Origin of the sequence: Phaeobacter sp. HF9A, assembly GCF_011806385.1 — a bacterium.
Classification (GTDB): Bacteria; Pseudomonadota; Alphaproteobacteria; order Rhodobacterales; family Rhodobacteraceae; genus Epibacterium.
Genome location: NZ_JAATOX010000106.1, coordinates 1 through 14,076, shown reverse-complemented (window position 1 = coordinate 14,076; position 14,076 = coordinate 1). Strand labels below are relative to the sequence as shown.

Annotated in this window: 10 protein-coding genes and 2 tRNA genes; 8 read left to right on the top strand and 4 right to left on the bottom strand. The window is 61.9% G+C overall.

Annotated elements, in window-relative coordinates:
- Nucleotides 1–58: 58 nt before the first annotated feature.
- Nucleotides 59–2,488, bottom strand: a complete 2,430-nt coding sequence (locus HCZ87_RS15990) for an ATP-dependent helicase (RefSeq protein ID WP_167645279.1) — start codon at nucleotides 2,486–2,488, stop codon at nucleotides 59–61.
- Nucleotides 2,489–2,721: 233 nt separating this feature from the next.
- On the opposite strand from HCZ87_RS15990, the gene HCZ87_RS15985 reads away from it, so the two are divergent.
- The gene (locus tag HCZ87_RS15985) at nucleotides 2,722–3,162 is read left to right on the top strand and encodes a BLUF domain-containing protein (protein ID WP_254868669.1); all 441 of its coding nucleotides are present in this window, start codon (nucleotides 2,722–2,724) and stop codon (nucleotides 3,160–3,162) included.
- A gap of 34 nt (nucleotides 3,163–3,196) precedes the next feature.
- Nucleotides 3,197–4,369, top strand: coding sequence for an alpha-hydroxy acid oxidase (locus HCZ87_RS15980; RefSeq protein WP_167645277.1), 1,173 nt, complete (start codon nucleotides 3,197–3,199; stop codon nucleotides 4,367–4,369).
- Nucleotides 4,370–4,506: 137 nt separating this feature from the next.
- Here the strand turns inward: HCZ87_RS15980 and HCZ87_RS15975 are convergent, their stop codons facing one another.
- Nucleotides 4,507–4,947, bottom strand: coding sequence for a BLUF domain-containing protein (locus tag HCZ87_RS15975; protein WP_167645276.1), 441 nt, complete (start codon nucleotides 4,945–4,947; stop codon nucleotides 4,507–4,509).
- 441 nt (nucleotides 4,948–5,388) lie between these two features.
- Here HCZ87_RS15975 and HCZ87_RS15970 point away from each other — a divergent pair, with 441 nt between their 5' ends.
- Together HCZ87_RS15970 and HCZ87_RS15965 are read left to right on the top strand one after the other, a co-directional pair.
- Nucleotides 5,389–8,829, top strand: coding sequence for a pyruvate carboxylase (locus tag HCZ87_RS15970; RefSeq protein WP_167645274.1), 3,441 nt, complete (start codon nucleotides 5,389–5,391; stop codon nucleotides 8,827–8,829).
- A 71-nt stretch (nucleotides 8,830–8,900) separates the two neighbouring features.
- On the top strand, nucleotides 8,901–9,806 hold the full coding sequence (locus HCZ87_RS15965) for a DUF2971 domain-containing protein (RefSeq protein WP_167645272.1): 906 nt from the start codon (nucleotides 8,901–8,903) through the stop codon (nucleotides 9,804–9,806).
- An 89-nt stretch (nucleotides 9,807–9,895) separates the two neighbouring features.
- Here the strand turns inward: HCZ87_RS15965 and HCZ87_RS15960 are convergent, their stop codons facing one another.
- Nucleotides 9,896–10,795 carry a YHYH protein gene (locus tag HCZ87_RS15960; RefSeq protein WP_167645270.1) on the bottom strand — a complete coding sequence of 300 codons (900 nt, stop codon included), beginning with the start codon at nucleotides 10,793–10,795 and terminating at the stop codon, nucleotides 9,896–9,898.
- Nucleotides 10,796–10,952: 157 nt separating this feature from the next.
- Here HCZ87_RS15960 and HCZ87_RS15955 point away from each other — a divergent pair.
- From HCZ87_RS15955 to HCZ87_RS15945, 3 genes are all read left to right on the top strand, one after another.
- Nucleotides 10,953–11,027 (top strand) — tRNA-Gly (locus tag HCZ87_RS15955).
- Between the two features lie 153 nt (nucleotides 11,028–11,180).
- Nucleotides 11,181–11,255: transfer RNA gene (locus HCZ87_RS15950), tRNA-Gly, on the top strand.
- 143 nt (nucleotides 11,256–11,398) lie between these two features.
- Nucleotides 11,399–12,751 carry an aminotransferase gene (locus tag HCZ87_RS15945; RefSeq protein ID WP_167645268.1) on the top strand — a complete coding sequence of 451 codons (1,353 nt, stop codon included), beginning with the start codon at nucleotides 11,399–11,401 and terminating at the stop codon, nucleotides 12,749–12,751.
- A 185-nt stretch (nucleotides 12,752–12,936) separates the two neighbouring features.
- Here HCZ87_RS15945 and HCZ87_RS15940 read toward each other — a convergent pair whose 3' ends face one another.
- The gene (locus HCZ87_RS15940) at nucleotides 12,937–13,176 is read right to left on the bottom strand and encodes an Lrp/AsnC family transcriptional regulator (protein WP_167645266.1); all 240 of its coding nucleotides are present in this window, start codon (nucleotides 13,174–13,176) and stop codon (nucleotides 12,937–12,939) included.
- Between the two features lie 182 nt (nucleotides 13,177–13,358).
- Here HCZ87_RS15940 and hisB point away from each other — a divergent pair, with 182 nt between their 5' ends.
- The gene (gene hisB / locus HCZ87_RS15935; protein ID WP_167645265.1) at nucleotides 13,359–13,946 is read left to right on the top strand and encodes an imidazoleglycerol-phosphate dehydratase HisB; all 588 of its coding nucleotides are present in this window, start codon (nucleotides 13,359–13,361) and stop codon (nucleotides 13,944–13,946) included.
- Nucleotides 13,947–14,076 lie beyond the last annotated feature (130 nt).

The following is a 14,076-nucleotide window of genomic DNA, read 5'->3' as shown; positions in this document are numbered from 1 at the left end:
CGGGTCGGATCGCTGTCGCGATCCGATCCCGCTCCTTTTTCAGATCAGAGTGGTTCGCTTAAAACGGCACGTCGTCGCTGGCGCTGACAAAACGCGCCACGACCTTCTTTACGCCCGCCTTTTCAAACTCCACCTCAAGCTTGTCGCCCTCAATACCGACAATGGCGCCATAGCCGAATTTCTGGTGGAACACCCGCTCGCCCAGGGTGAAAGAGCTGGTGGCGGTCATATCAATCACCTGCGAAGATTTCGCCCGGGGCTGGCTATAGCCGTGCTGGCTTGCGCGCGCCTGCATCCGTTTCCAGCCCGGCGAGTTGTAGCCATCCACCTGGGCCATGCGCTCCTCGATGCGGGAGCGGCCATAGTCCTCTGCCGCTGGCGCCGCCGCGCCGTAGCCACCGCCATAAAGCCCCGGAGGCGTCAGCACCTCCACATGTTCCTCGGGCAGCTCGTCGACGAATCGCGAGGGCAGCTGCGATTGCCACTGGCCGAACACCCGGCGGTTGCCGGCAAAGGAAATGGTGCAGATTTCCTCGGCCCTTGTGATGCCCACATAGGCCAGGCGGCGTTCTTCCTCCAGCCCCTTGAGGCCGCTTTCATCCATCGAGCGTTGCGAGGGAAAAAGCCCGTCCTCCCAACCCGGCAGGAACACGGCGGGAAACTCCAGCCCCTTGGCCGCGTGCAGGGTCATGATCGAGACCTTTTGCTCCGCATCCTGTTTGTCATTGTCCATCACCAGGCTGACGTGCTCCAGAAACCCTTGCAGATTTTCGAAGTTTTCCAGCGCCTTGACCAATTCCTTGAGGTTTTCGAGCCGCCCCGGAGCCTCGGGCGATTTGTCGTTCTGCCACATGCTGGTGTAGCCGGATTCATCCAGGATGATCTCTGCCAGCTCCACATGCGGCACCTCCGCCTCGCCTGCCATCATCGGGTCGGGCATGGGGCCTTCGATCACATCGTCCTCGCGGCCTTCGGGCATAACCACCCGGGTCATGCGGCCCCAGCGCGCGATATCCTCGACCAGGCGGCGCAGGGCGGCGCCGCCCTTGCCCTTGATCTGCCCCTCTTCGACCGCGATCCGCGCGCCTTCCAGCAGGGAGACCCCATTGGCCCGCGCCGCGGTCTGGATGGTCTGCTGCGCCTTGTCGCCGAGGCCGCGTTTGGGGGTGTTCACAATGCGCTCAAACGCCAGATCATCCTCGGGCGAGATCACCACCCGGAAATAGGCCATGGCATCGCGGATTTCCAACCGTTCATAGAATCGCGGCCCGCCGATGACGCGATAGGGCAGACCGATGGTCAGGAAACGGTCCTCAAAGGCGCGCATCTGATGCGAGGCGCGCACCAGAATCGCCATCTCGTTGAGGCCGACGGGGCGCATGCCACGGGTGCCGCGCTGCATCGCCTCGATTTCCTCGCCGATCCAGCGGGCCTCTTCCTCGCCGTCCCAATGGCCGATCAGGCGGACCTTTTCGCCGCCCGTGGCCTCGGTCCAGAGCTCCTTGCCCAGACGCCCCTCGTTGCCGCGAATGACCCCGGCGGCGGCGGCGAGGATATGTTCGGTGGAGCGGTAGTTCTGTTCCAGCCGGATCACCTTGGCGCCGGGAAAATCCTTTTCAAACCGCAGGATATTGCCCACCTCGGCGCCGCGCCAGCCATAGATCGACTGGTCGTCATCGCCGACGCAGCAGATGTTCTTGTGCCCCGAGGCCAGAAGCCGCAGCCAGAGATACTGCGCCACGTTGGTATCTTGATATTCGTCCACCAGAATGTAGCGGAACCAGCGGTGATATTGCGCCAGAAGGTCGGGATTGTTCTGGAAAATCTCCACCACATGCAGCAGCAGATCGCCAAAATCGACGGCATTCAGCTCCTTCAGGCGGGTTTGATACTGGGCGTAGAATTCACTGCCGCGATAGTTATAGGCGCTGGCCTCGCCTGCCGGGACTTTCTCCGGCGTCAGGGCGCGGTTTTTCCAGTCGTCGATGACCCCGGCCAGCATCCGCGCGGGCCAGCGTTTGTCGTCAATCCCGGCGGCCTGAATGAGCTGTTTCAGCAGGCGGATCTGGTCGTCGGTGTCCAGAATCGAGAAGTTCGATTTCAGCCCGACCAGTTCCGCGTGGCGGCGCAGCAGTTTCACGCAGATCGAGTGGAAGGTGCCAAGCCAGGGCATGCCCTCGGCGGGCTGGCCAAGCATGCGGCCCACCCGTTCCTTCATCTCGCGCGCGGCCTTGTTGGTGAAGGTCACCGCCAGGATTTCATTGGTGCGCGCCTTGTTGCTGCTCAGCAGATGCACGATGCGGGTGGTCAGCGCCTTGGTCTTGCCGGTGCCCGCGCCCGCGAGCATCAGAACCGGCCCGTCCAGGGTTTCCACGGCATCCCGCTGGGCCGGGTTCAACCCGTCCATATAGGGCATCGGTCGCGCGGCCATGGCGCGGGCGGAAAGTGATGCGCCCTCAAAGGCGTCCATTTCGTCAAAGCTGCTCATGGCACCTATCCTAGCCTGTTTCAGAGCGGACGGAAAGAGTGTGTTCTCTCTCTGTTCTGCGCAATTGGCGGCATTCCCGCGCCTCAAACCCATAGCAACCAAGGCGCGCGGGTAAAAGCCTGTGAGCGCAGCTAACCCAAAGGTCAGGACAGCCTGACCCGCTGCGTGCGGCGCTGGTCTCTTGCCAAATGGCAATCACGCTGGCAGGAGGGTAAAAAAAGACGACCGCCCCAATGGCGAGAGACAGCGAGACACCGATGCGCCGCATTATTTACCTGAGTCAGGCCAAGGCCGATATGACCACCGAAAAGGCGGCTGCCATCGTGGAAAAGTCGCGCCGCAAGAACGAGGCCCAGAAGCTGACCGGCGCGCTGGTGTTCAAGGATGGCAAGTTCCTGCAAATCCTTGAGGGTCCCGCCGAGGCGGTTGCCGCGCGGTTCCAGGCAATTCAGCGGGATGCACGGCACCATGATCTGCATGTTCTTTATGACAGTATGATCAACAGCCGCAGCTACCCGGATACGCCGATGCAGCTCCTGGATCTGGACGCGTTGCCCGATGACGCCCGCGAGGCGCTTCAGGCGCTTTATGATCTGGAGCCGGCACCGCCTGTCCGCCGCCTGCGTACCCTGCGCGACCTGCTGCCCCGGTTCCACGCGCCGCTGGCCGCCTGACTGCGCGCTGGACAGCGCCGCGATTTTACCCAGAATGGCGGCCATGGATCTGGATCAACGCTACCCCGGGCTGGATGATGTACGACGCGCGGCACGGCGACGGTTGCCGCGATTCGTCTGGGACTATCTCGACAGTGCAACCGGACAAGAGGCCAGCCAGGCGCGCAATCGCCTGTGCCTGGATCGGATCGGATTTGTCCCCTCGGTGCTGAAGGGCCCGCAAGAGGTGGATCTGAGCACCCCCCTGTTTGACCAGAGCCTGCCGCTGCCCTTTGGCATTGCGCCGGTGGGGATGTCGGGGCTGATCTGGCCGGATGCCGAGGGCCATCTGGCGCGTCATGGACGGGATGCTGGGCTGCCCTATTGCCTGTCCACCGTCGCCAGCCAGAGCCCGGAAGACGTTGCGCCGCATCTGGGGGCGCAGGGCTGGTTTCAGCTCTACCCGCCAAAGGACGAAGAGATTCGCAAGGATATGCTGACCCGTGCGCGGGCGGCGGGGTTCCGGGTGCTGGTCTTGACGGTCGATGTGCCGGTGGCCTCGCGCCGGGAACGGCAGCTGCGCTCGGGGCTGACGCAGCCGCCCCGGCTGACGCCACGATTGCTGGCGCAGGTGATGAGGCGACCGGCCTGGGCGCTGGGGATGGCGCGGCAGCATGCCCATGAGGGCGGCCTGCCCCATATGCGCGGTCTTGATAAATATGTCGCCGGGGCGGCGGCCACCGCGCTCTCCTCTACCGCTCATATCGGGTATTTGCTGCGCACGGCGCCGGATTGGGACTATCTGCACTGGCTGCGCGCGCATTGGGACGGGCCTTTGGTGGTCAAAGGCGTGCTGAATGCGCAGGACCTGCCCCGGCTGGAGGCCGCTGGCGTCGATGCGATCTGGGTCTCCAACCATGCGGGGCGCCAGTTTGATGCCGCCCCTGCCCCGATCGAGGTGCTGGAGGACATGCGCGCGGCCACCGATCTGGCGCTGATTCTGGACAGTGGCATCAGCGGCGGGCTGGATATCCTGCGCGCCTATGCGCTGGGGGCGGATTTTGTGATGTTGGGGCGGGCCTGGCATTATGCGCTGGCCGCCCTGGGGCCAAAGGGGCCGGCCCATCTGACGCAGATCCTGCGCAAGGATCTGGAGGCCAATATGGGCCAGCTGGGGATTTCACGGCTGCGCGAGAGCCGCAGTTTGAAGCGGCTGCGGCTGGACTAGGGCCCGCCCCCCAGGCTCAGTACAAAGGCCGGGCTCGGCGCAAAAGAGGGGCCCAGCACAAAAGAAAGGGGCGCCGACCTCGCCCAAGGTCTGCGCCCTCCCCCGCCGATCCCCCCTGGATCAGACTGGTTTATCTCTTATGCCGCCGCGCCCAGCAGCTGTTTGAAGCTGGCGAGGAAATCCCGCACCATATGGCGCACCCGCAGGTCATTGCCGCGCAGCGGGCTGTTGATCGGCATCAATGCCCGCAGCTCTGCGGTGTTTTCATTGCCCAGAAGCGGCAGCGCCTTGGGCGTTTCATGCACAAAGGTGAAGCTGTTGAAGGCGCGCATTTCGATCGGCGCGGCTTCGATCACGCGAAAATCGCGGTGGCGGCGGTCGTTCTGGATCTTTTCGGCCTGACGGCGGATCGCCTTCTCGCTGCCTTCAAGGATATGCATGAACTTGCCCTGATGCACCACCAGAAGCCCGGTCAGACCCGCGCGACGGTTGTTGCGATGACAGGCGCCCGCGATATCCGCGATTTGCTGTGCGGAGAGCTCTTGGGTGGCGGTGCTGACATAAACGAAGCGGTGCATGATTCACGTTCCTTGGTGTCTCGTGGGGCGGATGACCTTTGCTTTGCGGTGGTCCCGGGGATCGTTTCTGACGGATCCGTTGCTGTTGAATAAAATTTAACTGAATTTCGTTGGAATAGAAGTCCTATCCGAAAGAGTGGTTAACGCCCCGATTGCGCAGGCCGCCGCACCGGGCGGAAATGCTGCACTGCAAAAAACACGTGCACCGATACCTTTCGCCCGGTACAACTGCGCCAGGACGCCGGGGCGAAAGCCGCCCAGAGCGTGCAAACCCGGATTTCCGGGCGTGTAACCTTCGTTGTTCGGCAAGGCTTGCGCCGGATTTCAAGAAAAAGGGGCGCAAGTGAGCGCAATCATGCCGCAGATACCCACAAGCACGGATCGCCTGCGTGTCATACAGCCGTTACCACTTGCCCAACCCACCATGACCTCGGGGGAAAGATGACAGAGTTCAATAAGATCCTGATTGCCAACCGTGGCGAGATCGCCATCCGCGTGATGCGCGCCGCCAATGAGATGGGCAAGCGCACCGTGGCCGTCTATGCGGAGGAGGACAAGCTGGGCCTGCACCGCTTCAAGGCGGATGAAGCCTATCGCATCGGCGAAGGGCTGGGCCCCGTGGCCGCCTACCTGTCGATTGACGAGATCATCCGCGTCGCCAAGGAATGCGGCGCCGACGCGATCCACCCGGGCTATGGCCTGTTGTCGGAAAACCCCGATTTTGTGGATGCCTGCGCCCGCAACGGCATCACCTTTATCGGCCCCAAGGCGGAAACCATGCGCGCCCTGGGCGACAAGGCTTCGGCCCGCCGCGTGGCGATCGAGGCGGGCGTGCCGGTCATCCCCGCCACCGAGGTGCTGGGCAATGACATGGACGCGATCCGCAAGGAAGCGGCTGAGGTCGGCTATCCCCTGATGCTCAAGGCCAGCTGGGGCGGCGGCGGACGCGGCATGCGTCCGATCCTGTCTGAAGACGAGCTGGAAGAAAAAGTTCTGGAAGGCCGCCGCGAGGCCGAAGCCGCCTTCGGCAATGGCGAGGGCTATCTCGAAAAGATGATCACCCGCGCCCGCCACGTGGAGGTGCAGATCCTTGGCGACAAGCACGGCGAGATCTATCACCTGTTTGAGCGCGACTGCTCGGTGCAGCGCCGCAACCAAAAAGTGGTCGAGCGCGCCCCCGCCCCCTATCTGACGGATGCGCAGCGCGCCGAGATCTGCGATCTGGGCCGCAAGATCTGCCAGCATGTGAACTATGAATGCGCCGGCACCGTCGAATTCCTGATGGATATGGAGACGGAGCAGTTCTACTTCATCGAGGTCAACCCGCGGGTGCAGGTGGAACATACCGTCACCGAAGAGGTCACCGGCATCGACATCGTGCAGGCGCAGATCCTGATTGCCGAGGGCAAAACCCTGGCCGAGGCCACAGGCAAGGCCAGCCAGGAGGACATCACCCTCACCGGTCACGCGCTGCAAACCCGCGTCACCACCGAGGATCCGCTCAACAATTTCATCCCCGATTATGGCCGCATCACCGCCTATCGCTCGGCCACCGGCATGGGCATTCGCCTGGATGGCGGCACCGCCTATGCGGGCGGGGTGATCACCCGCTATTATGACAGCCTGCTGACCAAGGTCACCGCCAAGGCCCCGACCCCGGAAAAGGCCATCGCCCGTATGGACCGCGCGCTGCGCGAATTCCGGGTGCGCGGTGTCAGCACCAACATCGCCTTTGTCGAGAACCTACTGAAGCATCCGACCTTCCTCAACAATGAATATACCACCAAATTCATTGACGAGACGCCGGAGCTCTTTACCTTCAAGAAGCGTCGCGACCGGGGCACCAAGGTGCTGACCTATATCGCCGATATCTCGGTCAATGGTCACCCGGAAACCGAGGGCCGTGCCGAGCCCGCCGCCGACCTCAAGGAGCCCCGGGCGCCCAAGGTCGAGAAGGGCAACACCCCCTACGGCGCCCGCAACCTGCTGGAGCAGAAAGGCGCAAAGGCGGTTGCCGACTGGATGAAGGCGCAGCGGCAATTGCTGCTTACCGACACCACCATGCGCGATGGCCACCAGTCCTTGCTGGCGACCCGGATGCGGTCGATCGACATGATCAAGGTCGCCCCCGCCTATGCGCAGAACCTGAGCCAGCTGTTTTCGGTTGAATGCTGGGGTGGTGCCACATTCGACGTGGCCTATCGTTTCTTGCAGGAATGCCCCTGGCAGCGCCTGCGTGACCTGCGCGAGGCCATGCCGAACCTGATGACGCAGATGCTGCTGCGCGCCTCCAACGGGGTGGGCTATACCAACTATCCCGACAATGTGGTGCAGAGCTTTGTTGCCGAGGCCGCCAAGGGCATCGACGTCTTCCGCGTCTTTGACAGCCTCAACTGGGTTGAAAACATGCGCGTCGCCATGGATGCGGTGATCGAGAGCGGCAAGATCTGCGAAGGCTCCATCTGCTACACCGGCGATGTGCTGGACCCCGAGCGCGCCAAATATGACGTGAAATACTACGTCGGCATGGCCAAGGAGCTGGAAGCCGCCGGCGCCCATGTTTTGGGCCTCAAGGACATGGCGGGCCTGTTGAAACCCGCCTCCGCCAAGCTGCTGATCAAGGCGCTGAAAGAAGAGGTCGGCCTGCCGATCCACTTCCACACCCATGACACCTCCGGCATTGCGGGCGCGACCATTCTGGCGGCAGCGGATGCGGGCGTCGATGCGGTGGATGCGGCAATGGATGCGTTTTCGGGCGGCACTTCTCAGCCCTGTCTGGGCTCCATCGTGGAGGCGCTGAAGAACACTGACCGCGACACCGGGCTGGACATCACCAAGATCCGCGAAATCTCGGAATACTGGGAAAACGTGCGCGCCCAATACGCCGCGTTCGAGAGCGGCCTGCAAGCGCCCGCCTCCGAGGTCTACCTGCACGAGATGCCCGGCGGGCAGTTCACCAACCTCAAGGCGCAGGCGCGCAGCTTGGGTCTGGAAGAGCGCTGGCACGAGGTCGCCCAGACCTATGCCGATGTGAACCAGATGTTTGGCGATATCGTCAAGGTGACGCCCTCCTCCAAGGTGGTGGGCGACATGGCGCTGATGATGGTCTCTCAGGGCCTCAGCCGCGCGCAGGTCGAAGACCCGAAGACCGATGTCTCCTTCCCCGACTCGGTGGTGGATATGATGCGCGGCAACCTCGGCCAGCCTCCCGGCGGCTTCCCGGAGGGCATTGTCGCCAAGGTGCTGAAGGGCGAGGCCCCCAACACCGCCCGCCCCGGCGCCCATCTGGAGCCGGTGGACATCGAGGCCGCCCGCGCCGAGCTCAGCAAGGAGCTGGAAGGCTTCAGCGTCGATGACGAGGATCTCAACGGCTATCTGATGTATCCCAAGGTTTTCCTGGATTACATGGGCCGGCACCGCCAATACGGCCCCGTGCGCGCGCTGCCGACGCGGACCTTCTTTTACGGCATGGAGCCGGGCGAGGAGATCACCGCCGAGATCGACCCCGGCAAGACGCTGGAAATCCGCCTGCAAGCCATCGGCGAGACCGACGAGAAGGGCGAGGTGAAGGTGTTCTTTGAACTCAACGGCCAGCCGCGTGTCATTCGCGTGCCCAACCGTCTGGTGAAATCCTCCACCGCGCAGCGCCCCAAGGCCGAGGTCGGCAATGCCAACCACATCGGCGCGCCGATGCCCGGCGTTGTCGCCACCATCGGGGTGCAGGTGGGCCAGCAGGTGCACGAGGGCGACCTCTTGCTGACCATCGAGGCGATGAAGATGGAAACCGGCCTGCACGCCGAACGCGACGCCGTGGTCAAGGCGGTGCATGTGCAACCCGGCGGCCAGATCGACGCCAAGGACCTGCTGGTCGAGCTGGAATAAGGCCGCCACCTTCCGTTAGGATCAAACCGCAGCCCCACAGAGGCTGCGGTTTTTCATTGACGGGTTTGCCAGTGACGGTCGAGACAGCAGAGATACCCCCCAAAACACTCTGGCACTACACCACCTTCGATACTTTGACTCAGATCCTGAATTCACGATCACTGCTGGCCAGTGACTTTCGCGATACCAATGATCACTCCGAAGTATTGTACGGAATGAAGATCTTGCGAGCTTGCCTCGGCGCCAATAACAGCTTCGCAAAACAAGGGCATGATCCGGTCCCCCACGACATCCGGGAACATGAGGAAAAAATCCTTATGGACCTGGCAACACGCTTCATGTTCGGCCAGATGATCTGCTTTTCCGAGGCTACGGATTCCCTCTCCATGTGGCGCGGCTATGGGCAGGTAATCACTCGCGGTGGCAATGGGGGTGTGGCCATCGGTTTTGACAGTGCCGATCTACAAACCCTGTGCAACACCGACCAGGCTATCTCCGAACAAACTCCACTCAATATTTCCTTGAATACCCGGGCAGGTTTTAAGGGCGTCCAGAAAATTCGCTACAATGCCTCTGAATTTCCCCAACTCAGCAGTGCCTTATCCGAGGAAGGCTACAGCCCAGATTTACATCTTAGGTGGACCGCAAAACTAGCGGATTTCATCAAACACTGCAAAGATGGGGCTTTCCAGGAAGAACAGGAATGGCGGGTCTGGGGGAGCGGAGCATTTCACCGAAGCGACATCGCTGAGAAGGACTATACTATCATCGGAAATCGCTTCCGCCGCCGATTTCACCTCTCGGCGCACCCCGACAGTATCGGCAACGACCTCACACACCCCTTGGCCATCCGCGAGATCCGCACCGGGCCAAACACAGATCATGAAACGATCAAACGATTCTGCGACACATGGTTCCGCGTGAACGGTAGCTATGACGGCCCCCTAGTGACCAAGTCTCGGATCCCCTTCCGCTAGATCCCTTCTTCTAACCCAAATATCCCGGGGGTGAGGCGCAGCCGAGGGGGCAGCCGAGGGGGCAGCGCCCCCACTCCAAAGCACGCAGGTCAAGGGCCACGCTTGATAAAGCTGCGCCCGGCCTCGCCCCTGAAACAGCGCGGCACCACCGGGAAATCGCGGGTCAGGAAATAGGCATAGGTGCCCTGCGGATACTCCGCCGTCACCACCTTTGCGCCATTGCATTCATCCAGCCTGCCGGATCCGGCGACATAGCGATAATCCTGCACAAAGGCCCCGTCATGCCCGCCCGAGGGATAGGGCGCGCCCGGTCGCAGCCCGCGTTTCAGCCGCCAGGAGGAGGTCATCTCCACCACCTTGCCGTTCTGCTCTGCGGTGATTACATAGATCGGAAACCCATCCGCCGCATAGCCGATCAGCGGCGAGGCCCGATCCGCCGACCATCCAAGCTCGCTCATCAGCCCGGTCGGCAACCCGTGGTAATGATAGGCGCCCGAGGGCTGCACATGGGCGTAATTCGCGTCCAACCCGAGCGGCACGGCGCCGCCCAATGCCTCATATTGCCAGCCAAGATCGGGACGGCCCTGCCAGAACTCCGCCGCGACCGGGTCAAAGGGCACGCCATTCACGGCCACGCCAAAAACGCCGCCCCGCTGCATAGCCTGGGCGGTGCGCTTGATCTCGGCGGGGCCGGTCTCGAAGGTGTATTTCTGCTTGCGGATCCGGTTGGGATTGTCGCGGTTGGGAAACTGCCCGACCGCATGATCCGGGATGCCGTTTGCCTGCACCCTGACCCGCGCGCCCGTATCGGAGAGCTGCACCCGATTGCTCCCGGGGGATTTATTCGCAGGCACCAGCGCCAGGGGCTGCGCCTCGGTTGCGGTATGGGCCCGCATCCGATGCATCCCCTGCGCCCCAACCTGTACCGCCACCCCGACGCCCAGCGTCACGGTCAGCACGGATAATTTGGCAATATCTCTGGCCTTCATAGGAGCCCTCCCCGATGTCGCATTCTGCATCCTTGTCAGAGGTAGAACGCCCGCGCCGCTGATTTCCGTCGCCGATCACGAAATTTTCCGAAACGAGCGAATTTTTCCCTTGCAGCCCCCGGAGGGATTGCCTAAATCACGCCTCACCAAATGCAGCGCGGGCGTAGCTCAGGGGTAGAGCATAACCTTGCCAAGGTTAGGGTCGGGCGTTCGAATCGCCTCGCCCGCTCCATTTGGACAGCGAATAGGCCGCCCTTCGGGGTGGCCTATCGTCGTTTCGGCCCCTCCCCCACCGGTGAAACCCGCATATTTTGTCAATCCAGCGGTGATTTTTCTCTTGCACCCCCCGGCGGGATTGCCTAAATCACCCCTCACCAAATGCAGCGCGGGCGTAGCTCAGGGGTAGAGCATAACCTTGCCAAGGTTAGGGTCGGGCGTTCGAATCGCCTCGCCCGCTCCATTTGGACAGCGAAAAAGCCGCCCTTCTGGGCGGTTTTTTGCATTTCAGAACAGTCCTTTATGTTTTTTGATCAAAAGTCTTTGACTGTCCCGCAATAGCTCGCCATTTCTTGTCTCAACATGTGACAGCAAAGGACTGAGCAAATGGCGAGCGTGATCTACCCGACGACAAACTTCACCGCGACGGAGCAGCTCTGCATCACCCATGGTGAGGGGATCTACGTTTATGATAACAGCGGCAAACAATACATCGAAGGACTTGCAGGTCTGTGGTGTACCTCGCTTGGCTATTCCAACACCGAGGTCGTCGATGCCATCACCGAACAGCTGAAGCGCCTGCCCTTCCAGCATACATTCGGCGGCAAGACCCACGAGCCGGTGATGCAGCTGGGCGAGAAGCTCAAGGCGATGGTGCCGGTGGAGGATGCCTATATCTTCTTTGGCAATTCCGGCTCGGATGCCAATGACAGCCACTACAAGATGCTGCGCTATTACTTCAACGCCATCGGCAAGCCGGAAAAACGCAAGATCATCACCCGCGAGCGCGGCTATCACGGGGTCACCGTGGCGGCTGGCTCGCTGACCTCCCTGCCGGCAAACCTCGCCCATTTCGACGCGCCGCTGGAGGCCCTCTCGATCCTGCGCACCGATGCGCCGCATTACTACACCGGGCGCAAGGGCAACGAGACCGAGGCGCAATTTGTCGAACGCATCCTGAAAAACCTCGAAGAGCAGATCCTTGCCGAGGACCCCGATACCATCGCCGCGATGATCGTGGAGCCGATCACCGGCGCCTCCGGCGTGATCGTCCCGCCCGAGGGCTACTACGAGGGGCTGCAAGCGCTCCTGCGCAAATACGGCATTCTGGTCTGGGCGGACGAGGTCATCTGTGGCTTTGGCCGCACCGGCGCGGATTTCGGCTGCACCACCATGGGCATCAAACCCGATCTGATGACGATGGCCAAACAGCTGAGCTCCGCCTATTTCCCGATCTCCGCCGCCGTGATCCCGGGCTGGATGTATGAGGCCATGGTGGACCAGACCAATGAGGTTGGCGTCTTTGGCCATGGCTATACATATTCCGGCCACCCCGCCGCCTGCGCCGCCGCACTGAAAACGCTGGAAATCTACGAGCGCGACAAGATCTTTGAACACGCGGCCGAGGTCGGCGACTACATGCAATCGCAACTGCGCGAAATCTTTGGGGACCACCCGATGGTCGGCGAAGTCCGCGGCAAGGGCCTGATCGCGGCGCTGGAGCTGGTCTCCAACAAGACCACCGGCGCCACCATCCAGGGCGGCAAAGGCGGCAGCACCGCTGTGAAGGCCTGCCAGGACAATGGCGTGATCCTGCGGGCTGTCGGTGGGAACGCGCTGGCCTTCTGCCCGCCACTCATCATCACCAAGCAAGAGGTCGATGAAATGCTGAAACGGACGAAGGCAGGCGTAGATGCGGCCTATGAAACCCTCAAGGCAGAGGGCTTGCTGGAGAACTGACACGAGGGGCTTTGCCCCTCTGGCCCTGCGGGCCATTCACCCCAGGATACTTCAGGTTAGAAGAATGGATCGGCTCCTTCTTCTAACCAGAAATATCCCGGAGCACGAGGCAGCGCCTCGCAAACGGCTTTCCCGTCAGGGAAAGCTAAGTCTGCGCGCCACCAGGCGCTCCGCGTGGCACGAGATCAGAACACCTTGAAAGTCATCGTGGTCAATGATCGTTCGATGCCCGGGACCTGCAACAGGTGATCGTTGATATATTTGCCCACATCCTCGCTTTCGGGGATGTAGAGCTTCATCAGAAGATCATATTCACCGCTGGTGGAATAAAGCTCGGAATGAATTTCAAGCAGGGCAATCGCCTCGGCAACTTTATAGGTGGTGCCAGGCTTGCAGCGGATCTGGATAAAGACACAGGTGGACATGTCTGGGCTCTCATTCTGTCAGGATTGATCAGAGCGCAGGCTTACACGAGTGGCCGAAAAGGGCAATCCCGCGACAGAACCCGTTGGACGGTGTCACAAGATCTGCATTTCTGCGCGCCAGAGGCTTGAGCCCGCCCCCGGCCGGTGCCTATAAGCCAGATGACAGAATGAGGACTTCTCCCATGCGCACAGCCCAGGTTTCCCGCTCCACCGCCGAGACGGAGATCACCGTTTCCGTCAACCTCGATGGCAGCGGCACATATGACAACCAGACCGGCGTGGGCTTCTTTGACCACATGCTGGACCAGCTGTCGCGCCACTCTCTGATCGACATGACGATCCGCGCCAAGGGCGATTATCACATCGACGATCACCACACGGTGGAGGACACGGGCATCGCGCTGGGGCAGGCGCTGGTGCAGGCGCTTGGCGACAAGCGCGGCATCAACCGCTATGGGGAGTGTCACCTGCCGATGGATGACGCGCAGGTGCGCGCGGCATTGGATCTCTCCGCGCGCCCCTATCTGGTATGGAATGTCGAGCTGCCGACGCAGAAGATCGGCACATTTGACACCGAACTGGTGCGAGAGTTCTTTCAGGCGCTGGCGACCCATGGCGGCATCACCCTGCATGTGGACCAGATCCACGGGCTGAACAGCCACCACATCGCCGAGGCCGCCTTCAAGGCTGTTGCCCGTGCGCTGCGCACTGCGGTTGAGGTTGACCCGCGCAAGGCCGATGCGGTGCCCTCCACCAAGGGAACGCTGTAAGGACGACCGGCGCCGGTTGCGCATTTCCTCGACCGGCGATTGCCGCCCCTTTTTCAGGACCTCTCAGACCACAAGGACCCCTGCCCCATGCTGACCGCCATTATTGATTACGAATCCGGCAATCTGCATT

What these genes read in the sequence shown, in the direction of transcription:
- HCZ87_RS15990 (WP_167645279.1), bottom strand. Translation starts at nt 2,488, where the DNA reads ATGAGCAGCTTTGACGAAATGGACGCCTTTGAGGGCGCATCACTTTCC.
- HCZ87_RS15985 (WP_254868669.1), top strand. Translation starts at nt 2,722, where the DNA reads ATGGCGAGAGACAGCGAGACACCGATGCGCCGCATTATTTACCTGAGT.
- HCZ87_RS15980 (WP_167645277.1), top strand. Translation starts at nt 3,197, where the DNA reads ATGGCGGCCATGGATCTGGATCAACGCTACCCCGGGCTGGATGATGTA.
- HCZ87_RS15975 (WP_167645276.1), bottom strand. Translation starts at nt 4,947, where the DNA reads ATGCACCGCTTCGTTTATGTCAGCACCGCCACCCAAGAGCTCTCCGCA.
- HCZ87_RS15970 (WP_167645274.1), top strand. Translation starts at nt 5,389, where the DNA reads ATGACAGAGTTCAATAAGATCCTGATTGCCAACCGTGGCGAGATCGCC.
- HCZ87_RS15960 (WP_167645270.1), bottom strand. Translation starts at nt 10,795, where the DNA reads ATGAAGGCCAGAGATATTGCCAAATTATCCGTGCTGACCGTGACGCTG.
- HCZ87_RS15945 (WP_167645268.1), top strand. Translation starts at nt 11,399, where the DNA reads ATGGCGAGCGTGATCTACCCGACGACAAACTTCACCGCGACGGAGCAG.
- HCZ87_RS15940 (WP_167645266.1), bottom strand. Translation starts at nt 13,176, where the DNA reads ATGTCCACCTGTGTCTTTATCCAGATCCGCTGCAAGCCTGGCACCACC.
- hisB (WP_167645265.1), top strand. Translation starts at nt 13,359, where the DNA reads ATGCGCACAGCCCAGGTTTCCCGCTCCACCGCCGAGACGGAGATCACC.